Here is a 24,410-nt window from a genome sequence, read left to right on the forward strand (position 1 = left end):
CTACCATATTGGAGTCCTACAACCCCAAGAGGCAAGCCTCTTGGTTTGGGCTTTTCCCGTTTCGCTCGCCGCTACTCAGGGAATCGATTTTTCTTTCTCTTCCTGCAGGTACTTAGATGTTTCAGTTCTCTGCGTCTACCTCTATTCAGCTATGTATTCACTGAAAAGTAACATCCTATAAAAGATGCTGGGTTTCCCCATTCGGAAATCTCCGGATCAAAGCTTACTTACAGCTCCCCGAAGCATATCGGTGTTAGTCCCGTCCTTCATCGGCTCCTAGTGCCAAGGCATCCACCGTGCGCCCTTATTCACTTAACCTTATCTTGACTTGCGTCAAGGGTCTTACTAATTTCCATGAGCGATCATGTTCCTTAGTAATAAATAAGCAATTGAACTTATTAAAAAACTCATTCAACGCGGTGTTCTCGGTTTGTTTAACATTTTGTTTCTGTATCCAGTTTTCAATGAACGATTTGAGAGTAGACCTCTCAAAACTGAACGAATAAAAGCAAGCCTGTGTAGTTTCCGTAACGTTCATCTAAGATGAACTATTTCCTTAGAAAGGAGGTGATCCAGCCGCACCTTCCGATACGGCTACCTTGTTACGACTTCACCCCAATCATCTATCCCACCTTAGGCGGCTGGCTCCAAAAGGTTACCTCACCGACTTCGGGTGTTACAAACTCTCGTGGTGTGACGGGCGGTGTGTACAAGGCCCGGGAACGTATTCACCGCGGCGTGCTGATCCGCGATTACTAGCGATTCCGGCTTCATGTAGGCGAGTTGCAGCCTACAATCCGAACTGAGAGAAGCTTTAAGAGATTAGCTTAGCCTCGCGACTTCGCGACTCGTTGTACTTCCCATTGTAGCACGTGTGTAGCCCAGGTCATAAGGGGCATGATGATTTGACGTCATCCCCACCTTCCTCCGGTTTGTCACCGGCAGTCTCGCTAGAGTGCCCAACTAAATGATGGCAACTAACAATAAGGGTTGCGCTCGTTGCGGGACTTAACCCAACATCTCACGACACGAGCTGACGACAACCATGCACCACCTGTCACTTTGCCCCCGAAGGGGAAGCTCTATCTCTAGAGTGGTCAAAGGATGTCAAGACCTGGTAAGGTTCTTCGCGTTGCTTCGAATTAAACCACATGCTCCACCGCTTGTGCGGGCCCCCGTCAATTCCTTTGAGTTTCAACCTTGCGGTCGTACTCCCCAGGCGGAGTGCTTAATGCGTTAGCTGCAGCACTGAAGGGCGGAAACCCTCCAACACTTAGCACTCATCGTTTACGGCGTGGACTACCAGGGTATCTAATCCTGTTTGCTCCCCACGCTTTCGAGCCTCAGCGTCAGTTACAGACCAGAGAGCCGCCTTCGCCACTGGTGTTCCTCCATATATCTACGCATTTCACCGCTACACATGGAATTCCACTCTCCTCTTCTGCACTCAAGTTTCCCAGTTTCCAATGACCCTCCCCGGTTGAGCCGGGGGCTTTCACATCAGACTTAAGAAACCGCCTGCGCTCGCTTTACGCCCAATAAATCCGGACAACGCTTGCCACCTACGTATTACCGCGGCTGCTGGCACGTAGTTAGCCGTGGCTTTCTGGTTAGATACCGTCAAGGGATGAACTTTTTACTCTCATCCTTGTTCTTCTCTAACAACAGAGTTTTACGATCCGAAAACCTTCTTCACTCACGCGGCGTTGCTCGGTCAGACTTTCGTCCATTGCCGAAGATTCCCTACTGCTGCCTCCCGTAGGAGTTTGGGCCGTGTCTCAGTCCCAATGTGGCCGATCACCCTCTCAGGTCGGCTATGCATCGTTGCCTTGGTGAGCCGTTACCTCACCAACTAGCTAATGCACCGCGGGTCCATCCATCAGTGACGCAAAAGCGCCTTTCAAATAGAAACCATGCGGTTTCTATTGTTATACGGTATTAGCACCTGTTTCCAAGTGTTATCCCCTTCTGATGGGCAGGTTACCCACGTGTTACTCACCCGTTCGCCACTCCTTTTCTTTCGGTGGAGCAAGCTCCGGTGAAAGAAAAAGCGTTCGACTTGCATGTATTAGGCACGCCGCCAGCGTTCGTCCTGAGCCAGGATCAAACTCTCATATAAAGTGTTTGAAACAATCTTGCGATTGTTAAGCTCAATTTAATAATTGACTTGCTAGCATATTGCTTGCTATGTTGTTTGCTTCTATAGAATAGAAGCGCCCTACACATTTGGTTTGTTTTATTCGTTCAGTTTTCAAAGGTCTACGTTGTTTGTCGCTTTGTTTCAGCAACTTTTAAATCATAACAGATTGCCGTTTTAATGTCAACACTTTTTTGAAGTTTCTTTCGAAGAAGTTGTCGTCATCGCTTTATGCGACTTTGATAGAATAACTGAAAGTCAGCCATCTGTCAATAACAATTTTGAAGTTTTTTTAAGCGATATTCCCTCGCCTTGGAACATTAAATAATATACCAACATAATCTTATCTGGTCAATTAGAAATATTGATTTTTCGGAACTTTTTTTCAATACTGACCAATACTTCGCAACCTGCTTGCAAACGTTCGTAAATAACATGAAAGCTGATTGAAAATTTCCTTTTCAAAACACAAACTGCCGTATTTTTAATTCTGGAGATGACATCATTTTCTAATAAACCTTTTCAAACATACAAAAAAAGACGTCAGCATAGCTGAACGTCTCTTGAAATTATTTCCTAACGCATGGTCGGAAATAGCAAAACATCTCGAATTGATTGAACATCTGTCAGTAACATAACTAAACGGTCAATTCCGATACCTAGTCCACCAGTCGGCGGCATACCGTATTCTAACGCCTCTAAGAAGTCTTCATCTACACCATGTGCTTCATCGTTTCCTTGTTCCCGCTCTTTTTCTTGCGCTTCGAAGCGTTCACGTTGATCAATTGGATCATTTAGCTCAGTAAAGGCATTCGCAAATTCGCGTCCCACGATAAATAATTCAAAACGGTCTGTAAAACGTCCATCTTCTGCATTTTTCTTCGCAAGTGGAGATACTTCTACTGGATGACCATACACAAATGTCGGTTGTTGCAGCGTTTCTTCCACAAAGGTCTCAAAGAACTCATTGATGATGTGCCCAATTTCCATGTTATCATTAATTTCAACATGGTGTTCCTTAGCTAGCGCACGAGCCTCTTCAATGGACATTTCGGGCCAGAAATCTACCCCTGTTTGTTCTTTGATTGCATCCACCATATGGATACGTTTAAACTCAGATCCTAGGTCAATCGTTTGACCATCATATGAAAGTGTCGTTTCCCCTAGAACATTTTGCGCGGCATCTCGAATAATTCCTTCTGTCAAATTCATTACATCTAAGAAATCTTGATACGCAGTATAAACTTCCATCATTGTAAATTCAGGATTGTGCGTAGTATCAATCCCTTCATTACGAAATACACGACCAATTTCGTATACTTTTTCCATTCCGCCAACGATTAAACGCTTCAAGTGCAGCTCTAATGCGATTCGGAGATATAAATCCATATCAAGAGCATTGTGATGCGTGATAAACGGACGAGCAGTCGCCCCTCCTGCTTCATTGTGCAACACAGGCGTCTCTACTTCGATATAACCGAGTCCATCTAAATAGCGTCGGATTTGACTGATGATTTGACTACGTTTAGTAAAACGATCAAAACTCTCACGATTACTGATTAAATCCAAATAGCGCTGACGGTAACGTTGTTCAACGTTGGTCAACCCATGATATTTTTCTGGCAGTGGACGCAACGCTTTAGACAACAATGTAATTTCTTTCGCTTTAATGGAGACTTCGCCAGTATCCGTCTTCATGATTTCACCAGTTACGCCAAAGAAATCACCTAGATCCCCTTTTTTGAAGATCGCATACGGTTCTTCCCCGACTTCGTCTTTACGTACGTAGATTTGGATTTGGCCTTCCCGGTCTTGCAAGTGAGCAAAGCCGACTTTCCCTTTTCCCCGTTTCGTCATCATTCGACCAGCCACGCTTGCCGATAATTGTTTTTCTTGAAGCTCTTCTTTAGTATTTTCGTCATATGTTTCGTGTAATTCTTTTGAATTTGCTGTTCGTTCAAAACGTGCACCGAATGGATCAATGCCTTCTTCACGAAGGGTTTCCATTTTTTCTCGGCGAACACGCATCTGATCGTTCATTTCTGTTAAATTTGATTGTTCTTCAGTCACGAATGTTCCTCCTCAGAATGTAATTACTCTTTCTTATAATGCCAATGAATAAGCAAAAAATCAAGCCGAATTCTTCATTCGGCTTCAAGATCAACTGATTTTCTCTCTCGCTTCAGTCTTTTCAACAAGCTGATCCAATAAATCTGCGATCACTTGTTTGTCTTCTGTTTGATTAATAGCTAATTTAGCTTTTGCAGAGCGAGGAATCCCTTTTAAATAGTAGCTTGCATGTTGACGGAATTCACGACAAGCGATGGTTTCGTCCTTCAACTGAATTAGACGTTCTAAATGCAGCTTGGCTGTTTCTATTTTTTCTCTCGCACTTGGTTCGGGAATTAATTCACCTGTTTCTAAATAGTGCTGGGTTTGATGGATCATCCAAGGATTGCCTAGAGCCGCTCGGCCAATCATCACCGCATCCACACCGACTTCTTCAATCATTCGTTTCGCATCCTCTGGCGTACGGACATCGCCGTTTCCCATAAATGGAATCGTTAGCGCATCAGCTACTTGCTTCAAGACAGCCCAGTCTGCTTTGCCTTCGTACATTTGCACTCGTGTCCTTCCGTGCATTGCAATGGCTGAAGCTCCTGCACTTTGAGCCGCCAAAGCATTCTCTACTGCAAAGATATGCTGTTCATCCCAGCCTACACGCATTTTAACAGTTACGGGAATATCTACAGCCGACGAAACTGCATTTACCATTTCATAAACTTTATTTGGGTCTAACAGCCATTTAGCACCCGCTTCTGCTTTAATAACCTTGTTTACCGGACACCCCATGTTGATGTCGATAATGTCAGCTTTCGTATTTTCTTGGACAAATTGCGCTGCTTCTACTAATGAGTCTTTGTTCCCGCCGAATATTTGTACACTTAACGGATGTTCTCGTTCATCTATATACAGCATCTCCAACGTCTTTTTATTTCTAAAGTGGATTCCTTGATCACTGATCATTTCGCACACGACCAGACCTGCTCCGAACTCCTTCACCGTCACTCGAAAAGCAGCATTCGAGATGCCTGCCATTGGAGCTACAACCACCCGATTAGGTACCTCCACATCGCCTATTTTCCACGTACCATTCAATGGTTTCACGTTTATTCCCCCAAAATTTCTTGTTTAAGTTCGTAAAGTTCTTCTTCACTGTACTCGTATTTGTTATTACAAAAAGTACAAACCGCCTCTGCACCATGATCTTGATCAATTAATTCCTGAATTTGGTCGGCTCCCAATGTGAGAATCGCAGAAGCGAATTTTTCTTTTGAACAATCACATTTAAATTGAACAGGCATCTTTTCTAAAAATTCAACATCGCTAGTTGCTAATAAATTTTGCAAAATTTCTTCTGGCGTTTGACCCTCGTCTAGCAAGGTTGAAATACGTGATGTCTCTTTTAAGCGTTCTTCAATTTGATCAATGATCTCATCGCTTGCACCTGGCATAATTTGAATCATAAAACCACCCGCTGTTTTGACAGAATCATCTGTATCGACTAAGACTGATACTCCCACCGCAGATGGAATTTGTTCGGATACTGCCAAATAATAGGTAAAGTCTTCTCCGATTTCACCAGAAACAATGGGTGTTTGACCAGAAAATGGTTCTTTCAGCCCTAGATCTTTGATTACAGTGAACATGCCTTCTGTTCCAACTGCTCCACGCACATCTATTTTGCCAATCTCATTTAATGGTAGACTGATATGTGGATTCTTGATATATCCTTTCACTTCTCCTTTACCATTGCTGTCAACGACGATAGCTCCCGCAGGACCGTTTCCTTCTACTTTGATAGTCATTTTATCTTTGCCTTTTAACGTGGCTCCTAACATCAATGCACCGATCATTGTGCGACCCAATGCTGCAGAGGACGTATTCCATGTATCATGACGGCGCTGTGCCTCACCAATCGTCTCCGTTGCGTTTACTGCGTATGCTCGAACAAATCCGCTATAAGCTAATGCTTTTACTAAATAATCACTCATTTACCTGCTCCTTATCCCTAATAATGAACTATTTACTACTGAAACACTCCTCAGAATGTCTAATCTGTTTTCTTACTTTATTTTAAAAAAAATAAGACCCTCATTCATTTTTTAAAGTGGTTCATTTTTTACTCGTGATTGCATCATACTAGGTGTTTCAACTTTTTTCAACTTCTCTGCGCCTGCATAATGGAAAAGCTTAACAAAGTGATATTCGCCGAACACAACAAAAGCAGACGAATTTTCGTCTGCTTCTTAAAACCACAAAGGCAATAAAATAGCTGTCATTGCAGTAGCATCATACTTCATCGCTTCGCTTTTCAACTGGTTGTGTAGGGTGCCTAGCGCCTCAGGAAAATCCTGTTGATGACACAGTGCATAAAGGGCGATTTCCTTACAGATTTTTGTTGCAACTAAACCGCAGTCTTCCGTTTTTTCAAGTACTTGCGCATTCTCAAACAACATTTTTTTGATTTCTGGACTCGTATTTACAAACTCATCCCCGTAAGCACAACTAATCTGATCCATCATTTGTTTAGCTTTTTCGTCGCGTTTCATGCTCTCCACCTCTTTAAAATCATTTTACGCCTAGATAACCTATAGACCAACAAAATACATTTAAATCAACGATAAATTAATTTTTTATCCTTTTGAGATGTAAAAAGAGATTGTCTGAAACTTTTTAAATACTCGAAAATCAACGAACGAAATTCTTTGTTCTCTCAAATGCTGTAAAGCTGAAGAATAGAAAAACGGCATGCCCAAGGACATGCCGTTTCATTTTACTCTTGATTGTCGTTTGTATCATCTGGCTCGATTTTATTGTCTGAGTCTTTGTGTTCTTCAGGATCTTTATCTTCTGCTTGTTTCTCAGCATCTTTCTCTTCCAAAGCACGTTTTGCTTCTTCAAAGGTTTGTGCTTGAGCTTTTTCACTTGGATAAGGAGTGCCTTTGCCTTCTGGCATTTGCCCTGTCTCAAACAATGATTTGATTGCTTTCGCATCCAATGTTTCGAATTCCAGTAACTTTTCAGCGATCAATTTATGTTGATCACGATGCGTTTCGATGATCTCACGTGCTTTTTCGTGAGCTTTCATTAAGATACTACGAACTTCTTCATCAATTTCAAAAGCAACTTGTTCAGAGTAAGCTTTTGTTTGACCGTAATCACGGCCAACAAAGACTTGATGATTTCCTTCGTATTGAACCGGTCCAAGCTTATCACTCATTCCGTATTCAGTTACCATGCTGCGGGCTAGTGCTGTTGCTTGCTCGAAGTCATTTGAAGCACCTGTTGTTTGTGCGTTAAACACGATTTCTTCAGCAGTACGTCCGCCCAACAGTCCAACGATTTGTTCAAACATATCATCTTTCGACATCAACATTTGATCTTCTTTTGGTAAAGCGATCATATAACCGCCAGCGCGTCCACGAGGAATAATAGTTACTTTGTGAACAACACGCGCACGGTTTAATACCATACCAATAATTGTGTGACCTGCTTCATGATAAGCGACCATTTCACGTTCATGCTTGCTAATGACACGATCCTTCTTAGCAGGACCTGCAATCACGCGATCTTCTGCTTCGTCAACATCTGAAGCATCGATTTTCTTCTTGTTTCGACGAGCAGCTACTAGGGCTGCTTCATTCAGAACATTCTCAAGGTCCGCACCAGCAAAACCTGGTGTTTGTTGTGCAACAACTTTCAAATCAACGTCGTCTGCTAACGGTTTATTCCGAGCATGAACGCGTAAAATCGCTTCACGGCCTTTAACATCCGGGCGTCCAACTAAAATTTGACGGTCAAAACGACCTGGACGTAATAACGCTGGATCTAGTACGTCTGAACGGTTCGTTGCAGCGATGACGATCACGCCTTCGTTTCCATCAAAACCATCCATTTCAACAAGTAACTGGTTTAAGGTTTGTTCACGTTCATCATGACCCCCGCCCATACCAGCGCCACGTTGACGACCAACAGCATCAATTTCATCAATGAAAATGATTGCTGGAGCATTTTTCTTGGCTGTTTCAAATAGGTCACGGACACGAGAAGCCCCGACCCCTACAAACATTTCCACGAAATCTGAACCAGAAATTGAATAGAACGGCACGCCTGCTTCACCGGCTACAGCTTTGGCAAGCAATGTTTTACCGGTCCCTGGAGGTCCCTCTAATAAAACACCGGCAGGAATGCGAGCGCCCAATTCGACAAAACGACGCGGGTCTTTCAAGAATTCTACAACTTCTACTAATTCTTGTTTTTCTTCTTCTGCTCCGGCCACATCAGAGAATCTTACACGGTTGGCTTTTTTGTCTGCTTCTTTCGCTTTTGACTTGCCAAAGTTCATGACACGACCATTGCCGCCTCCGCCTCCGCCTTGTTGTCCGATCATCATATAGAAGAAGAAAATCATGATTAGGATTGGTAAGAAGCTGACTAATAATGTCACCCACATACCGCTGCTAGATTCTTCATCGATCTCTGTTTTTACATTGTTTTCTTTTGCTAGATCATTAACTTGGCTCAACGTTGAATCATTAGGCAAAATAATAGTTGAGAAATGAGTCGTTGTAGAATCGGTTGAACCAATGATGCTCAATCCACCAGAGTTTGCAACTTCTTGCTTCTCTTTGTACTCCCCAGTGATTTTGTACACACCACCAGCAGGTTGGATTTTAACATTTTTGATTTTGCCTTCTTGCATTTGTTCAGTAAAGGTTGAATACTCGATATCTGGCGAAGCTGATTTGTTATCCCCGAAAAGGAAATACACTACCATAACCATCGCCAAGATGACGAGAATATAATAGAGAGCATTTTTTACTCCCTTATTGTTTTTGTTCATCTGCGTCCTCCTCGCGCTTGTTAGCTCATTAGCTTGTAAAAAAAGTTTTATCAATTTTGACCTTTTAAGTATATCACACTGTGATTTTTTCGGTCACTAATTTGATTGATAAATTTCAGGCTTTAATACGCCTACATACGGTAAATTGCGATATGCCTCTGCATAATCCAGTCCATAACCAACAACGAATTCATTTGGCACATCAAAGCCAACATAGTCCGCATGGATATCAACTACACGACCCTCGGGTTTATCCAACAATGTGACAATTTTCACTGATTTGGCTTTGCGGTATTTGAACAGGTCCACCAAATAGCCCAATGTTCGACCACTATCGATGATATCTTCAACGATCAACAAATCACGGCCTTCAACATTTGTGTCTAAGTCCTTAATGATTTTTACTTCACCAGATGAAACGGTTTGGTTACCGTAACTTGAAACATCCATAAAGTCCAATTCTAAGTGTGCATCGATCTCACGAACGATGTCTGCCATAAAAGGTACAGCACCTTTTAAAATACCAACCACCAATGGATTATTGTCGGCGTAATCTGTCGTTAATTGTGCGCCTAATTCAACACAGCGCTTTTGAATATCTTCTCTAGTAATCAAGATTTTTTCAATATCTTTTGCTAGCATGTGGAAACTCCTTTCATTTCGCTACCTGAAGCGTATAGTCAAGTATGTAGTGTATTCTATCAGTTTCAGTTGTAATACTCAAATAGGAATTGACAAAAGGCAAAAGCGCTACGATTTCTCCCGCAGAATCTTCTACCACCCATGCGCGATCACGTGCATCTGTTGGGATTTTCTTGTCAATAAAATAACGATTTATCCTTTTATTCAACCGCCCACTTAATTGAATGCGATCTCCCGCTTCTCTCTTGCGAATCTTTAGCGGGAGGTTCACTGTTGCGGGCAGGAAAACTTGATACCCCTCTTTATTGGAAGCTTCGCTGCTTTTTCTCAGCACAATCCTTGCACCATCAGACAGCTCAGCCTCTTCACCTTCATCTAAATAAAGAACTTCTTTATCCACCAGGGATTTCTGCTCTAGATAAAAATGCTGATAACGACGTACAAATTGCCAATTATTGCCGATGTCTATTAGCCATTGACTGGTAAAATCTTCCATTTTATCTAACAGTAAAAAAAGTTGACGCTGTGAGACCGCGAGCGTCTTCTGTTCACTGGCCTGTTGAAAAAACGAAGAAAGAAAATAATAACGAGCGCCCGTCTCCTGAGGAAGGGTTTCATAGGAAAATGACCACCGTTGACCGTCAAATTCAACATTTCTTAAATTTTCTTTTAGCGTTTCATTGATCAGCTGGTTAGCCCACGTCAATTGTTGGTGAAATTGTTGCGCGTGCAGTAAGACTTGGGGATTTTCTTCTTTTAATTCAGGGACAACATTTTGTCTTATACGATTACGAAAATAATCTTGAGACGTGTTTGTTCCATCTTCAAAATAAGGGACATTTTCTTTTTCAGCGTAATCGTATAATGATTCTTTTGAAAATAGCAGCAGCGGACGTAGCAAAACTCCATTACCAAATCGTTGTTGACGTGCTATTCCTTCATGGCCTGCAAGCGAACCGCCTCTAGTCAGACGCATCAATAGCGTTTCTAGCTGATCATCGCCATGATGAGCTGTTAAAATCAGATCATACTTTTCTTTCTGCATAATTTCTTTAAAAAAACCATACCGAACATTTCTAGCTTCCGCTTCTACATTTTTCTCTGCTGGCTTTTCCCAGACTTTTAAATAAAACGGTATTTGCTGTTTTTCACAATACGTACGCAGGAAAGCTGCTTCTGCTTTGGATTCTTTACGTAACTGATGGTTTATGTGTGCGACACCTATTTTCAGCTTTCTTTGTTCTAGCAGATGCAGCAATACCATTGAATCGACTCCAGCCGAGACAGCTATTAAGATTTTTTTTCCTTCCACTAACTCTGGATTCTCTTTAAAAAAAGCGTGTTCCATATTAAATTCCTCATTTTTTAAAAATAGTAGTGACAACTATAAAAAAAGCTGAAATCCTAAAAGAATTTCAGCTTCCCTATTTTAACTACGACGGCCGCCTCGGCCTCCGCGTTTTCCTTCGGTATTGCGTTTGATCGATGACAAGCGATCATCGCTATCCTTTAAAAAGGAACTCATCAATGAATCGAAGTCTTGTTTGCCGCTATTTTGTTGGGGTTTGCCTTTAGCCGCTGGTCTTGGGCGGTTGTTGTCGCGAAACTCACGTTTGAAAGGTTTCTTTTCTGGTTGTGGTTGATCTTGGGCCTTACGTATTGAAAGACCTACTTTGCCGTCGTCTCCGACTGACGTAACTTTTACCGTTACCTCATCCCCGACAGTCAAAACATCATGAATGTCTTTGACGAAACCATTAGATATTTCACTGATATGGACTAAGCCCGTTTTGCCCTCTCCCAAGTCGATAAAGGCACCGAAATTGGTGATCCCTGATACTTTTCCTTGCAGCTTAGCTCCTACTTCGATTGACATAAAAAAAATGTTCCTCCTAATTTTTTTCCAATTTATTTTAAAACTGCGATTTTATATTAATTAGCAGTTTCGGACTTTACAACTTCGTCAGCAGACTGTTTGTCTTTGCTAGGCGTATTTGCTGAATCTGGTAAAACAAAAATCAATTCCCCATCTTTTGAATAATAGAAACGACTACGAGCTAGTTTTGCCACATAGTTATCATCTTTCAACAATTTTACATCTTGTTTTAACCCATTCACTTGATCATCCACTTTAGCAGATTCGGCTACTGTCTGAACCTTAATTTGCTTCAATTCGTTCAAATGACGATGTTCGTTGAAGATTTGAACTCCCATGACGATAGCGGCAAAAGCTGCGACAGCAAATAATGCTGCTAGACGACGACGCTTAAAAATTAATTGACGGTGCTGCTTTTGAAATTTGCGATATTGCTCTTTTGCATACGGCGTATCTAACGAAGCAATTTTCTGCGTCTCGTTTTCATTCATTCCTGCTCGCTCCTTACCATGAAATTCTTTACTATTATATCAATTCAGGATATAATTGTCTATTTGAATTATCCTTAATTCCCGTTATTTTCCACTCGTGTCTCACGAATGATCCGATACATTTTTGCTGCATCTTCTTTTTTTGTCGACTCATGCAGCTCTTCTACCGCCACTTCTAGGACTTTGTTACCAAATTGAATGCGAAGCTCATCTCCCACTTTTATATCTGTTGAAGATTTTGCTAACTTTCCGTTTACTTGGATTCGTCCCTTGTCAGCTACTTCTTTCGCTACCGTACGACGTTTTATAATGCGTGCTATTTTTAAAAATTTATCTAATCGCATGAATTATCTCCTTTTCCAATTTATTCTTAATAATTTGCTGCCAAATGGCAACATCAACCACTCTCTAATGGTTAACAAACGTAGTTGAATGGCCAGCATCAAAAAAGCACTTCCTCCAATTCCTACACCAAAAATGGCTGCAACTAAAGCAAAACTTCTTTTTTGAATAGCACCAAAGATAATGCTGATACCGCCATAATAACATAAGAGTACGATGATCATCCCCGCTAAACAAATAAAAAGATTTCGCATAAAGTGTCGTTGCTTTCCATAGGCGCGGGTTTCACGGTTACATGCATAATGTAAAACAAATAAAGCGACTGCTAACCCCAGCAGAGTCGATAAGCTAGCACCAATTGTGCCGAATTGATTCGTTAATCCCCCTGTTGTCACAACTTTTAACAGCAATCCAACGCCTGCTGCTTGCAACGAACTACGGTATTCATTTTGACTCTGGGCAATACTTTGGTAAGCCTGTACCATCGCCATAAGAAAGATCGCGAATACGAATAGCACCAGCGTGGCATTCCCCTGATAATCCTTGAACAACGCATAGTTCACATACGGCAACAACATCGCTAATCCAATTGAAGCTGCCGCTGCAATTGCACAGGTCAATCGAAGGAAAACTTGACTCGTTTTGACAAACATCCGACGGTCATCGTTGATTAAATAGCGGGTTAACAAGGGCAAGAAGCTTGAACTTAAAGCTAATGCTACAACTAATCCTAATTGTACCAGCGGCTGCCCTCTATCGTAGACCCCTTTTGCCAGTTTCGCACCATGTTCGCTTAACCCAAAATCAACTAACGCTTTTTTTACAGTAAACGAATCAATGAGTTGAAATAAAATCAACAGACCGCTGTAGACAGTCATCAAACCACCTTCAAGAGCCACTCGCTTAGCAAGCTTAACCGTATTTTCGCCCACTCTGGGAAGCTTGAGAAGAATGCTGGTAGACAAGACTTTCCGTCGGTAATACCAGAGGACAGCTACTGCTGCAACGCCACCGACTAATGCCCCTGACATGGCAACCGTTCCTGTATGGTAAACATTCCAACCAAATTGTCTGAACGACCACGCAGCAATTATAATTACACCCACCCGGATCAATTGCTCCACCACTTGAGAAACGGCAGTTGGCACCATCAGTAATTTCCCTTGGAACTCTCCTCGTGTAATCGAAAGGAACGGCATAATTACAAAGGTAAACGAAACCACGCGAATCAAAGGAGCTAATTTTGCATCTCCCATCCAGACAGCGAATGGATAAGCAGAAAAGAAGAAAATGGCCCATAAAATCAAACCAAAACTGCTGATTAACGGAAATAACTCTTCCAGTGCTTGACGTTGCTTTCGAGGCTCTTTTTTCTCTACTACGTATTTTGAAATGAACTGCGGAAGTCCAGTTAAAGCAAGTGTCATCGCAATCCCGTAGATTGGATACACTTGTTGGTAAACATAGAAACCTTCGTCACCTGCAAAGTTTTGATAAGGGACTCGGTAAACAGCGCTCAATAGCTTCGCGATGAATGACGCAGCCGTCAAGACGAAGGCACCTTGCATCATGACCCGCATTTCTTTATTTGCCAGTGCCTCCACCACCTATTCTTTGTATTTTTGTTCTCTTAACGCCCGGATAAATTTGCTGATTTCTCGTAACCAAATAGCCTCATCCATGGTTTTAGCAATAGTTAATTTGATGACCATTTGATCCTTTTCAACACCTAGAGTTGCTTTCATCTTCGTTACACTTAATGCTTCAAAAAGCTGTTCGACTTTATACGCTTTTGTTCCAACTTTGCTCAGGGTAAAGATAATCTGCTGCTGACGTTTTTGTATACTCTCAACTAATGCCCGATCGCCATCCATTTTGATTTGACCGACGTTCAGCAAATTGGCTACCTCATCAGGATAATCACCAAAGCGATCAATCAAGTCTGCTTCGACTTCATCTAGCATCTCCGTGCTTTCTAGTTCGCGAATCCGTTTATAGATCTCGATTTTTTGTCGTTCATCTTCTATATAAGTCCCCGGAATATAGGCGTCGATTCCAAGGTTGATTTCAACTGATGTACGCTCCACTTGGGTATTTTTTCCTTGCTTCCGATCTACTGCTTCAGAAAGCATTTGTGAGTACATATCAAAGCCGACTGCGTCAATAAAGCCATGCTGCTGAGCACCAAGAAGGTTTCCTGCACCACGAATAGATAAGTCCCGCATCGCGATTTTGAAGCCTGAGCCTAATTCAGTAAAGTCTTTGATTGCCTGCAGACGTTTTTCACTGACTTCATTCAGTATTTTTTGCGGCTCATACATGAAATACGCATAGGCGATTCGACTGCTTCGTCCTACACGTCCACGTAATTGATACAATGTGGACAGCCCCATATAATCGGCGTTTTCTACAAACAACGTATTTACGTTGGGAATGTCTACCCCCGTTTCAATAATCGTTGTCGTCACCAAGATGTCGTATTGTCCATCGATAAAGTCCATCAATGTATTCTCTAACTGTACTTCGGTCATTTGACCGTGCGCAAATCCGATTTTAGCATCTGGTACCAACATTTGTAATTCTTCTACTTTTCGTTCGATTGTCTCTACCCGGTTATACAGATAAAAGGCTTGCCCGCCACGTGCCATTTCTCGCTCGATCGCTTCACGGATCGCTCCGGGATTCGTCTCCATTACATAAGTTTGAATTGGGTAGCGATTTTCCGGAGGTGTCTCGATGACTGAAAGGTCACGTACGCCCAGCATCGACATATGCAGCGTCCGAGGAATCGGAGTAGCGGTCAACGTTAAGACATCCACTTGAGATCGGAGTTGCTTTAAGCGCTCTTTGTGTTTCACGCCAAAACGTTGTTCTTCGTCGATCACTAATAATCCCAAATCTGCAAATTTTAAATCTTGTGACAACAGACGATGCGTACCGACTACAATATCGATTTGTCCTGTACGAAGTTGTTCAATCGTTTCATTTTGCTGCTTCTTTGTACGAAAACGACTCAACATTCCCACGTTTATAGGGAAATTTTCAAAACGTTCGGTCATCGTATCGTAATGTTGCTGCGCCAAAATCGTCGTCGGAACAAGGAATGCTACTTGTTTATTTTCTTTCATTGCTTTAAAGGCTGCGCGCAACGCAACCTCTGTCTTCCCAAAACCAACATCGCCAACCAACAGACGATCCATCGGGCGCGCCTTCTCCATGTCGTGCTTGATTTCCGAAGCACTCCGTAACTGATCGTCTGTTTCACTATAAGGAAAGGCATCTTCAAATTCCTTCTGGTATTCGTCATCTGGACCAAAAGCATACCCGCGCTCTGCTTCACGCTTGGCATATAGTTCAATCAAGTCATCTGCGATATCTTCAATTCTTTTCGATACTTTACTCTTTGTCTTAGTCCACTCGCTGCCGCCTAATTTATTGATTTTCGGCGGTTTTGCTTCAGAAGAAACGTACTTTTGGATTAGGTTCAATTGTGTAACTGGAATGAACAGTTTGTCGTCTTTTTGGTACAGAATCGACATATAGTCTTGATGGACCCCATCTATTTCGATAGTCTCCATCCCTATATATTTCCCGATTCCATGATTTGCATGAACGACATAGTCGCCTGTCTTTAATTCATTATAGCTCTTCAGGCGTTCCGCGTTGGAGATCGTTTGGCGGCGCGCACGTTTTTTGGTTACCTTTTGGAAAATTTCCCGTTCTGTTACCACGACTAACTTATCTTGCGGCAGCTCGAATCCATTCGTTAAATTTCCTATTACAATTTGCGTTTGTCCTACTACTATTTTATCTGGAGTTGTTTGCACTGCTTGGATAGCCACATCTCGAAATTCTTGTGTGAGTTTTTCTTGACGCTCCTGGTCAGAAACAAGAAATAGTACTGTTTGTCCTTGTTTTTGCCAACGATCGACTTCTGTTTTCAGTAATGGCATTTGCCCAAAAAATTGCTGCATCGAGCGGTACTGAAAATTATGGATTGCTTCGAAGCGCAAATTTCCCATTCCTTTTTGAAATAAGGAGAAGAAGCTTGTTACAAGTTTAGCTTTCTTTATTAAGTCGTGGGCATTCATTCCAAATGTTTGATCAGAAAACACTCTCAGCTCTTCGATTTTTTGAGTGTGCCACTCCGCTTCTTCTCGTTCCATTTCACGGTTCGTTTCCATTATTCGAGGATAGTCATCGACGAATAGCAGCGCATCTTCAGCAAAGTGATCGAGTAGAGATACTTTTTCTTCATATAGTAAATCCGTATAATACTTGGCCTGCTCTGTAGGGATTCCATCTTCCCACGACGCAATGAGCTGACCAAAGTAATCATTTAAGAAATTATACGCTTCTTTTTCCTTCGTGACCGCTAAACGATTTTGTAAAAGTTGAGTCACCTTCTGCGCGCCTTGTGTCAAATCTTCCGCAGAGAAAACCAAATCTGTAGTTGGGGTGATCCATGCTTCATCCAAATTCTCCACAGAGCGTTGCGTCTCTGGCTCAAAATAGCGTAAAGAATCTATTTCCACATCGAACAACTCTACACGAACAGGATATTCGGTCGTCAAAGGATAAATGTCAACAATACTGCCCCGCATACTGAACTCACCGGGTTTTCCAACCATTGTTTGCCGCTCATAGCCCATCAATACCAACCGTTGTGCTAAGTGATCTAAATCAACTTCGCTGCCGATTTTCCAATGTAGTTGATTGGCTTTCCATGTTTCAGTTGACGGTAAATACTTTCTCAATGCAGCGATCGGAACAACGTACAGTCCTTTTTCACCTTGAGAAAGCGCCTGTAGCGTAGCAACGCGTTCTGCTCTTGCTTCAGGCGAGGCAAAAGCCATTTCTGCCGAAAGTACTTCATCCACAGGAAACAAATGAACATCGTCGACGATCTGACGCAGTTCATCTGCTAATTGATTACTATAGTAAAGATTGGGCACTGCGATGATTGTCTGCTTTTGACTTGTCTGATACGTCGCTGCCATCACCAAAGCTTTGGCAGATCCAGAAAGACCGATCAGCAATTGCCGCTTCGCTTTTTTGCTTAAATTCGCTTGCCACTCTTTTATTAGCGGCAGCTGATTTATAAATTCAATTAGATTCATCGTTCTTGCTCCTTATACATTCCTCTTTGCACGTGCTGTCCAAGACTATTTAGAAAGCTTCTCGCCTCACATGCAGTTCCTATTTTCTCAGTATCAGGGTTAATTAAATCGATTCATTGTTTGTAGAAAATCCGCCCCTGCTACAAAGTCATCTGCGGCATCTGCCGCACGGGCGACACTGACAGCGATTGTTTCTGCTTCTTCTTTACTAAATGTACTTAATACATGGTTTACAACTGTTTTACCGTTTGGCCGTCCAATACCAACCTTGATACGATTAAATTCTTGTGTCCCAATATGGGAAATAATACTTTTTAATCCGTTGTGCCCCCCGGCGCTTCCTTTTTTTCTCAAACGCAATTTACCAAGATCCATATCTAAATCATCTGCGATGACTACTAATTCTTCAAGATAAACACCGAAGTACGTCATTAACGGGCCAACTGCTCGACCAGATTCATTCATGAATGTTAAGGGCTTCACCAACAAGATTTTTTCGCCATTTACAAAGTAGTCCGCTACTTCCGCTTCAAACGTATTCTTTTTGAACGTAGCATCATGTTCTTCTGCTAGACGGTCAACCACCATAAAACCAATATTGTGTTTCGTATTTTCGTATTTTTTCCCTGGATTTCCCAAGCCAACGATCATTTTCATTTGTATTCGCCTCATTTATAATTATCATAGTCACCTAAATGCCATCGTTTTTCAGTTGCATGACAAAATGCTGGATAGTCAGCTGACTACCCAGTAAGAAATTTTCTTTATACAGTATAACACAAACTATACTGTAGTGACCGTTTTCAATGCTCTAACCTGTTTTCAAAAACCTGTTATTTTTGCAAAAACTTAATCATATCAGCACCTTGGAGCATCAATGCATGAAACGCTTACTTTGGAAACAGCTGAAAAAACTGTATTATTAATGAGTAAAACACGTGACAAATTTCATTAATTAGTGTTATCATTCCACTGGAAAACAAATATAAGAAGGGATTGGTACACATGACTGCAACAGCAGCAAGTAAAACCCATCAAAAAGTAATGTTAATCGGAGACGGCGCCGTAGGTTCAAGCTATGCCTTCGCACTTGTCAATCAAAATATCGCTCAAGAAATCGGTATTATCGATATCGATACCAATCGTACGCAAGGTGACGCAATCGACTTATCACATGCATTAGCATTCACATCACCTAAAAAAATATATTCTGCTTCTTACGAAGACTGTCACGATGCTGACTTAGTTGTTATTACAGCGGGCGCACCACAAAAACCAGGTGAAACTCGTTTAGACTTAGTTGGTAAAAACTTACGCATCAACAAAAGCATCGTAGAACAAGTCGTTGCTTCTGGCTTCGACGGCATCTTCTTAGTTGCTGCCAACCCTGTAGATATCTTAACGTATTCTACATGGAAATTCTCTGGCTTCCCTAAAGAACGCGTTATTGGTTCAGGAACGTCATTGGATACAGCACGTTTCCGTCAAGCAATCGCTGAATTAGTTGACGTTGACGCACGTAACGTCCATGCTTACATTCTTGGTGAACATGGTGATTCAGAATTCCCAGTTTGGTCACACGCAAACGTAGCTGGCTTGCAAATTTACGAATGGGTAAAAGATAATCCAGAAGTAGATGAAGAAGCTTTAGTAAACTTATTCTTCGGTGTACGTGACGCTGCTTACGAAATCATTGAGAAAAAAGGCGCAACATTCTACGGTATCGCCGTTGCTTTAGCTCGTATCACTCGTGCAATCTTAAATGATGAAAGTGCTGTGTTCCCTCTATCAGTTTATTTAGAAGGTCAATACGGACAAAGCGATATTTATATTGGTGCACCTGCTGTTATCAATGCAAAAGGTATCCAAAACATTATCGAAATTCCATTAAGCGATGCTGAAAAAGATCGTATGGATGCTTCTGCGAAAGAATTAAAAGAAGTTATGGACAAAGCTTTTGCTGATCTTGAAGCTGAAGGAAAATAAGACACTTTTCGAAGCCGCAAGGAATCTGATGATTCTTTGCGGCTTTTTTAATATTTACTAATGTTTCAGAACATATCACTCGTATTTTACTCATTCTGTGGTATATTTATAGTCGGTATATCATTTACACTTAGCGGCTATTATATAGAAGAAAATGCTTCGATAATGGATGAAAACCAAATACAGAAAAGCAATGAGGAGTTATTTCGATGACAAGAAATGAAAAAAGAAATTCTCGTGGCCGAACACGTATCGGCATGATTGTTGTTTTAGGTTTATTGGTAGTTTTAGTTGGCGGATACGCCGTTCGCAGTACATATTACGCACAAAGATTTCTCCCTAATACGGTAGTCAATGGCGTGAAGATTAATAATTTAACAGTAAGTGAAGCCAATCGAAAAATCACTCGCGAACTTTCAGACTCTCCTTTCTTGATTAAAATTGATGATCAAAATTGGAAAGAGATCAATCGCAAAGACTTAGGCTGGAAAAATGATTATTTGCCTGGCTTAAAGGAAATGCAAGAAAAGCAAAACCCCTTTAGTTGGGGAATGCAGTTAGTTTCTGCCGCTGACACAAAAGATGTCGAGGGCAATACATTAGACGAAAATAAATTAAACGCCGTTGGCGAAGCAGTCAGAGCAGAACTTACACAAACAAACACAACACGTACTGCCACTGAAAATGCAAAAGTCTCTCGTACAAATGAAGGCTTTGAGATCACTCCCGAAAAACAAGGGAACACGATTGATGTCGATGCAGCCGTAACTGCGTTTAAAGAGGCAGCGAAAGACGGGAAACATACTGTTGATTTTGATCATTATCTTGCCAAACCATCAATTACTAAAGATAATGCTGATTTGAAAAAGACAATGGACAAAATGAATGCTGTGGCAAAAATCAAAGCAAACTACAGCATCAATGGACAAAACTTCCAGATTCCTACATCAGACATTAACGATTGGTTGATTGACGATAATGGCACAATGTCTCTAGATCAGGATAAAGTAACAGCTTACGTGAAGAGCTTAGGTGAAAAATACAATACCAGCTCAAAACCAACAGAATTTAACAGCACTCGTCGGGGTAAAGTTTCAGTTCCATCTGGTACATTCAGTTGGACGATCAATACTCCTGCAGAAGTTGAAGCATTAACAAAACAAATTCTGGAAGGGAAAGATTTCACTCGTTCCCCTGTCGTTACTGGTGCAACGACAGCCGACAAACCATTAGTGGATAAAACATACATTGAAGTCGATCTTCAAAACCAACATATGTGGTACTACAAGGATGGAAAAGTTGCTCTAGAAACAGATATCGTTAGCGGGAAACCAAGTTCTCCAACCCCACCAGGAGTTGACTATGTTTGGTCTAAAGAAACGAATAAGACATTAAGAGGAAAGAACGATGACGGTACTGACTATGCAAGTCCTGTGAAATATTGGATGCCGATTGATTGGACCGGCGTAGGTCTTCATGATTCTGATTGGCAGCCTGAATACGGCGGCGAATTATGGAAAACACGTGGTTCTCATGGCTGTGTAAACACTCCACCAGACGTTATGGCAAAACTTTTCGATATGGTTGATGTCGGTACACCTGTTTTAGTATTTTAATAAATTAAAACCAGCGAACTTGCTTCGCTGGTTTTTTTAGTTCTTATATCTACTTGTGTTGACGGAAAAGTCTTACTGATTTTCCGTCAACACTTTTTTAGTGGAAAAGTTCTCAAACCATTCTTTACTACTAGATAAATGAATGCACTTCTCTCTGCAAAAAAGAGCCATTCAAGTTTTTGCTTTAAAATAGAGCATACACAAATTTTATTAAAAAGTTGCAACACACTCTCCTTCTTTTAGATCTCTGATTTTTAATCAAAAAAAGTATGTTGCGCATTCGTTCTCGCAACATACTCACTAAAAATTTATTCAGCTTAGCAGAGTTGAGTACTTGAGAGCAGGTGCTCACTTACTCCGCAGATGTAAATACTTCAGAAACATCATCATCATCTTCAAGCTTCTCAACTAAGCGATCCAATTTTTCTTTGCTTTCTTCGTCTAAACTTACAGTCGTTTGAGGAATCATTGTTAATTCCGCTTGAGCCAATACAAACCCATCCGACTCTAATTGATCTCTTACACTGACAAAATCCTCTGCAGCAGTATAAATCTCAAAAACCTCAGGCGAGATCTCCATGTCTTCCGCGCCAGCTTCCAACACGTTTTCAAACATGGTATCCTCATCAACTGATAAACCCTCTCGTTCAATCGCCATATACCCTTTACGATCAAACATATAATTAACAGAACCCGTCTCACCTAAGTTCCCACCATTTCTAGAAAATGCAACACGTACATTAGTAGCAGTTCGATTGCGATTGTCTGTAAGTGCATGGACTAAGATAGCAACGCCCCCCGGACCGTACCCTTCGTAAGTGATCTCATCGTAATGTTCCCCTTCACCTGCAGAAGTAGCCTTTTTTATCGCACGATCGACATTGTCGTTTGGCATATTTGCGGCTTTGGCTTTATCGACTACTAAACGTAAGGCTGGATTTACACTTGGATCAGGACCTCCAGCTTTAGCTGCCATATAAATTTCTCGAGACATCTTCTGAAAAATTTTTCCTCGTTTAGCATCTTGTGCATTCTTACGCCCTTGAATGTTATTCCATTTACTATGTCCTGACATGGTAGATTCCTCCAATTAATTATTGATCCCTCTTATTGTCCGTCTGATTGTATTTTTCGTCAAGAATAATCTTCAGATTAAAGCTTCTTACGAAGAGCACGATAAATGATAATAATTACGCAAGCCGTCAAAGCACCGCAAGAATCCAACATCACATCTTGGAATAAAGGCGTTCGTCCGCCCGTTAACATTTGATGAAACTCATCCGTAGCTGCATACCCAGTTGCAGCCATCCAAGCAAAATACAGGCTTAAGACTGATGACTTTTGCTTCAATTTCGGTGATAATCCTAAGTATAGACTTCCTCCTAAAATAAAATACGTCATGAAATGCGCACCTTTGCGAATAAAAAACTCGACAAATTTAACATAGCCTTTTGCAGAAATACTTACTTCGCTGCCCGCGTAGTTAAATGAAACGCGACTAAAGAACTCTTTCAACGGCTCGTTTGCTAATAATTTTTGAATTAAGGATACCTGACTTTGTTGTTGATACGTCATCGACGAACTAATAAATAAAATGACCATCATCAAAATGGCAATACCTAAATAAAAATTACCATTTTTCATTTGTTTCTGCATTGCTTTTCCTCCAATAAAAAAACCGGTACGAAACCCGTACCGGTCATAAGTGATTTAGTTTGATTACATACGAACCGCAAAGCTTGGTGCATAATAGCTTACAGAACTTACTGTAACTGTTTCACCTGGTTGTGGTGCGTGGATGTATTGTCCTCCGCCCATTGCGATCGCTACGTGGTATGTTCCACCAGGGCTACCCCAGAAATATAAGTCTCCAGCTTGTGCTTCACCGACTGAGATGCGTGTTCCAGCTGATTCTTGAGGAACAGTCCATCCGCCGATTTCACGACCAGTTGCTTGACGGAATACATATGAAGTAAAACCAGAACAGTCAAATCCTGCTGGTGTTTTACCACCCCATACGTAAGGTGTACCAATGTATTTCATCGCTTCAGCAACCACTGATCCGCTTGTAGCAGGCGGTGGTGTTGGTGTTGATGGTTTTGGTACTTCCGGCGCCGGTGTTGGCGTAGGTGCCGGAGTTTGATTATTCGTTGATGACGATGTTGAACCTTGATTGTTATTAGCGCTTGAGTTCCCATTATCAGTCGGAGTTGCACCGCCACCTTGGAAGTTGTCTTCGCTAGATGATTCTGATGAAGAAGATTCTGTCGTGCTTGTTTGTTGTTCTGTTGATGATGTTTCTACTGTAGTTGAAGACTCAACTGTTGAGCTTTCAGTTGCCGTTGTGCTTGCAGCAGCTTCTTCTTGTGCTTTGCGATCTGCTTCCGCTTTCGCGTCTGCATCAGCCTTTGCTTTTGCATCTGTTTCAGCTTTTTTAGCAGCTTCTTGTGCTTCTGCAGCTTTACGAGCTTCTTCTTGCACACGTTGTTGTTCTTTGATAGCAGCATCTTGTTTTTCTTTCAGACTAGCTTTTTCGCCTTCAGCAGTTGCTTGATCAGCGGCTAGAGTCGTCGTTTGGACATTTAAGTCTGCTTGTTTCGTAATCAAATCACCTTTTTGGCTTTCCAATGTAGCTTGGTTTGCAGCGATTTGTTCTAATTGTTTTTGGTTTTCAGATTGTTTTTGTTCAACTTCTGCTTTGTCTGCTTTTTGTTGTTCAACTAAGTCATTGTTTGCTTTAGCGATTGTTGCCATCGCTTGAACACGACTAACAACATCGGTAAATGATTCAGCGTTCAATACGACATCCACAACATTTGAACCTGAAGATTGTTTTACTTGCGCACTTCGCGCTTGCTCTTTGATTGCTTCTGAGCGTTTTTCGATACGTTTATCCAACGTTTCAATTTGCTTTTGTAATTCTTGTGATTTTTGTTTTAATGATGCTTGTTCGTTTAATAACCCTTGGGCTTTATCGTTAATTGAAGCAACTTCACCTTCTAATGCACTGATTTGTGACTGTGCATCGGTTTGTTGATTCTGTAAACTTGAAATTTTAGCATCCTGATCAGCAATTTTACTATCGAATTCATCGGCAGAAGCTGCGGCTGGAGCTGCTAATGCGCTTAATGTTACTGAACATACCATTAATGCTGATAACAAACTTTTTTTCACTCTTATGTCCTCCGACTACTTAATCTTTTATTTTGAATTTTATTAGACTTTTTTTCTAACACATTCATGAGTTTACCACAGCTGTATGTCACCCATATAATAGCTTTGTTACAAAAACA

18 protein-coding genes and 2 rRNA genes (1 of these 20 cut by a window edge) are annotated in these 24,410 nt (G+C 41.4%); 2 read left to right on the forward strand and 18 right to left on the reverse strand.

Translation table 11 applies throughout. The features are described 5' to 3' along the window. The 15 genes from IGI66_RS12300 to pth form a co-directional block, all read right to left on the reverse strand. Nucleotides 1-318, reverse strand: a 23S ribosomal RNA gene (locus IGI66_RS12300) (it extends 2,595 nt beyond the left edge of the window). Nucleotides 319-560: 242 nt separating this feature from the next. Next, nucleotides 561-2,119: ribosomal RNA gene (locus tag IGI66_RS12305) — 16S ribosomal RNA — on the reverse strand. The 16S and 23S rRNA genes sit together here, the layout of an rRNA operon. Before the next feature lie 594 nt (nucleotides 2,120-2,713). Further along, nucleotides 2,714-4,177, reverse strand: a complete 1,464-nt coding sequence (lysS, locus tag IGI66_RS12310; protein WP_086306438.1) for a lysine--tRNA ligase — start codon at nucleotides 4,175-4,177, stop codon at nucleotides 2,714-2,716. Nucleotides 4,178-4,297: 120 nt separating this feature from the next. Then, nucleotides 4,298-5,296 (reverse strand): tRNA dihydrouridine synthase DusB, encoded by a 999-nt coding sequence (dusB, locus tag IGI66_RS12315; RefSeq protein ID WP_438849294.1) that lies wholly within the window; start codon nucleotides 5,294-5,296, stop codon nucleotides 4,298-4,300. A gap of 11 nt (nucleotides 5,297-5,307) precedes the next feature. Beyond that, entirely contained in the window at nucleotides 5,308-6,192 is an 885-nt protein-coding gene (gene hslO / locus IGI66_RS12320; protein WP_438849142.1) for an Hsp33 family molecular chaperone HslO, read from the reverse strand. Between the two features lie 255 nt (nucleotides 6,193-6,447). Next, nucleotides 6,448-6,750, reverse strand: a complete 303-nt coding sequence (locus tag IGI66_RS12325; RefSeq protein WP_438849143.1) for a bacteriocin immunity protein — start codon at nucleotides 6,748-6,750, stop codon at nucleotides 6,448-6,450. Nucleotides 6,751-6,974: 224 nt separating this feature from the next. Further along, nucleotides 6,975-9,044, reverse strand: coding sequence for an ATP-dependent zinc metalloprotease FtsH (gene ftsH / locus IGI66_RS12330; RefSeq protein ID WP_010779624.1), 2,070 nt, complete (start codon nucleotides 9,042-9,044; stop codon nucleotides 6,975-6,977). A gap of 96 nt (nucleotides 9,045-9,140) precedes the next feature. Beyond that, entirely contained in the window at nucleotides 9,141-9,686 is a 546-nt protein-coding gene (gene hpt / locus IGI66_RS12335) for a hypoxanthine phosphoribosyltransferase (RefSeq protein ID WP_010779623.1), read from the reverse strand. Nucleotides 9,687-9,699: 13 nt separating this feature from the next. Next, a complete protein-coding gene (gene tilS, locus IGI66_RS12340) occupies nucleotides 9,700-11,034 on the reverse strand; it encodes a tRNA lysidine(34) synthetase TilS (RefSeq protein WP_438849144.1) in 1,335 nt (444 codons plus the stop codon). 81 nt (nucleotides 11,035-11,115) lie between these two features. Beyond that, nucleotides 11,116-11,562, reverse strand: coding sequence for a S1 domain-containing RNA-binding protein (locus tag IGI66_RS12345; RefSeq protein WP_010779621.1), 447 nt, complete (start codon nucleotides 11,560-11,562; stop codon nucleotides 11,116-11,118). A gap of 56 nt (nucleotides 11,563-11,618) precedes the next feature. Next, nucleotides 11,619-12,053, reverse strand: a complete 435-nt coding sequence (locus IGI66_RS12350) for an FtsB family cell division protein (protein WP_010779620.1) — start codon at nucleotides 12,051-12,053, stop codon at nucleotides 11,619-11,621. A gap of 74 nt (nucleotides 12,054-12,127) precedes the next feature. Then, nucleotides 12,128-12,397: an RNA-binding S4 domain-containing protein gene (locus IGI66_RS12355; RefSeq protein WP_010779619.1), complete on the reverse strand. Its 270-nt coding sequence runs from the start codon at nucleotides 12,395-12,397 to the stop codon at nucleotides 12,128-12,130. A 3-nt stretch (nucleotides 12,398-12,400) separates the two neighbouring features. Continuing rightward, a complete protein-coding gene (locus IGI66_RS12360) occupies nucleotides 12,401-13,963 on the reverse strand; it encodes a putative polysaccharide biosynthesis protein (protein ID WP_086306436.1) in 1,563 nt (520 codons plus the stop codon). Between the two features lie 39 nt (nucleotides 13,964-14,002). Then, complete coding sequence (mfd, locus tag IGI66_RS12365) at nucleotides 14,003-17,515, reverse strand: transcription-repair coupling factor (protein WP_010779617.1); 3,513 nt, start codon at nucleotides 17,513-17,515, stop codon at nucleotides 14,003-14,005. A 99-nt stretch (nucleotides 17,516-17,614) separates the two neighbouring features. Continuing rightward, nucleotides 17,615-18,172, reverse strand: coding sequence for an aminoacyl-tRNA hydrolase (pth, locus tag IGI66_RS12370; RefSeq protein ID WP_288226578.1), 558 nt, complete (start codon nucleotides 18,170-18,172; stop codon nucleotides 17,615-17,617). 348 nt (nucleotides 18,173-18,520) lie between these two features. Between pth and IGI66_RS12375 the strand changes: the two genes are divergently transcribed. Further along, nucleotides 18,521-19,501: an L-lactate dehydrogenase gene (locus tag IGI66_RS12375; protein WP_010779615.1), complete on the forward strand. Its 981-nt coding sequence runs from the start codon at nucleotides 18,521-18,523 to the stop codon at nucleotides 19,499-19,501. Between the two features lie 209 nt (nucleotides 19,502-19,710). After that, nucleotides 19,711-21,117, forward strand: coding sequence for a L,D-transpeptidase family protein (locus IGI66_RS12380; RefSeq protein WP_010779614.1), 1,407 nt, complete (start codon nucleotides 19,711-19,713; stop codon nucleotides 21,115-21,117). A 352-nt stretch (nucleotides 21,118-21,469) separates the two neighbouring features. On the opposite strand, the gene IGI66_RS12385 is transcribed toward IGI66_RS12380, so the two are convergent. The 3 genes from IGI66_RS12385 to IGI66_RS12395 all read right to left on the reverse strand — a co-directional run bounded on the left by IGI66_RS12385 (nucleotide 21,470) and on the right by IGI66_RS12395 (nucleotide 24,291). Beyond that, nucleotides 21,470-22,192, reverse strand: a complete 723-nt coding sequence (locus IGI66_RS12385; RefSeq protein ID WP_010779613.1) for a YebC/PmpR family DNA-binding transcriptional regulator — start codon at nucleotides 22,190-22,192, stop codon at nucleotides 21,470-21,472. A 77-nt stretch (nucleotides 22,193-22,269) separates the two neighbouring features. Then, entirely contained in the window at nucleotides 22,270-22,773 is a 504-nt protein-coding gene (locus tag IGI66_RS12390; protein ID WP_431378647.1) for a VanZ family protein, read from the reverse strand. Nucleotides 22,774-22,836: 63 nt separating this feature from the next. Next, nucleotides 22,837-24,291: an NlpC/P60 family protein gene (locus tag IGI66_RS12395; protein ID WP_431378648.1), complete on the reverse strand. Its 1,455-nt coding sequence runs from the start codon at nucleotides 24,289-24,291 to the stop codon at nucleotides 22,837-22,839. Nucleotides 24,292-24,410: the final 119 nt, after the last annotated feature.

Origin of the sequence: Enterococcus sp. AZ048 (assembly GCF_051715125.1) — a bacterium.
GTDB classification, from domain to species: Bacteria; Bacillota; Bacilli; order Lactobacillales; family Enterococcaceae; genus Enterococcus_A; species Enterococcus_A gilvus.

Excerpts from the sequence above, each read along its gene's own strand:
- lysS (WP_086306438.1), bottom strand. The coding sequence starts at position 4,177 with ATGAACGATCAGATGCGTGTTCGCCGAGAAAAAATGGAAACCCTTCGT.
- hslO (WP_438849142.1), bottom strand. The coding sequence starts at position 6,192 with ATGAGTGATTATTTAGTAAAAGCATTAGCTTATAGCGGATTTGTTCGA.
- IGI66_RS12325 (WP_438849143.1), bottom strand. The coding sequence starts at position 6,750 with ATGAAACGCGACGAAAAAGCTAAACAAATGATGGATCAGATTAGTTGT.
- ftsH (WP_010779624.1), bottom strand. The coding sequence starts at position 9,044 with ATGAACAAAAACAATAAGGGAGTAAAAAATGCTCTCTATTATATTCTC.
- hpt (WP_010779623.1), bottom strand. The coding sequence starts at position 9,686 with ATGCTAGCAAAAGATATTGAAAAAATCTTGATTACTAGAGAAGATATT.
- tilS (WP_438849144.1), bottom strand. The coding sequence starts at position 11,034 with ATGGAACACGCTTTTTTTAAAGAGAATCCAGAGTTAGTGGAAGGAAAA.
- IGI66_RS12345 (WP_010779621.1), bottom strand. The coding sequence starts at position 11,562 with ATGTCAATCGAAGTAGGAGCTAAGCTGCAAGGAAAAGTATCAGGGATC.
- IGI66_RS12350 (WP_010779620.1), bottom strand. The coding sequence starts at position 12,053 with ATGAATGAAAACGAGACGCAGAAAATTGCTTCGTTAGATACGCCGTAT.
- IGI66_RS12355 (WP_010779619.1), bottom strand. The coding sequence starts at position 12,397 with ATGCGATTAGATAAATTTTTAAAAATAGCACGCATTATAAAACGTCGT.
- IGI66_RS12360 (WP_086306436.1), bottom strand. The coding sequence starts at position 13,963 with ATGCAAGGTGCCTTCGTCTTGACGGCTGCGTCATTCATCGCGAAGCTA.
- mfd (WP_010779617.1), bottom strand. The coding sequence starts at position 17,515 with ATGAATCTAATTGAATTTATAAATCAGCTGCCGCTAATAAAAGAGTGG.
- pth (WP_288226578.1), bottom strand. The coding sequence starts at position 18,172 with ATGAAAATGATCGTTGGCTTGGGAAATCCAGGGAAAAAATACGAAAAT.
- IGI66_RS12375 (WP_010779615.1), top strand. The coding sequence starts at position 18,521 with ATGACTGCAACAGCAGCAAGTAAAACCCATCAAAAAGTAATGTTAATC.
- IGI66_RS12380 (WP_010779614.1), top strand. The coding sequence starts at position 19,711 with ATGACAAGAAATGAAAAAAGAAATTCTCGTGGCCGAACACGTATCGGC.
- IGI66_RS12385 (WP_010779613.1), bottom strand. The coding sequence starts at position 22,192 with ATGTCAGGACATAGTAAATGGAATAACATTCAAGGGCGTAAGAATGCA.
- IGI66_RS12390 (WP_431378647.1), bottom strand. The coding sequence starts at position 22,773 with ATGCAGAAACAAATGAAAAATGGTAATTTTTATTTAGGTATTGCCATT.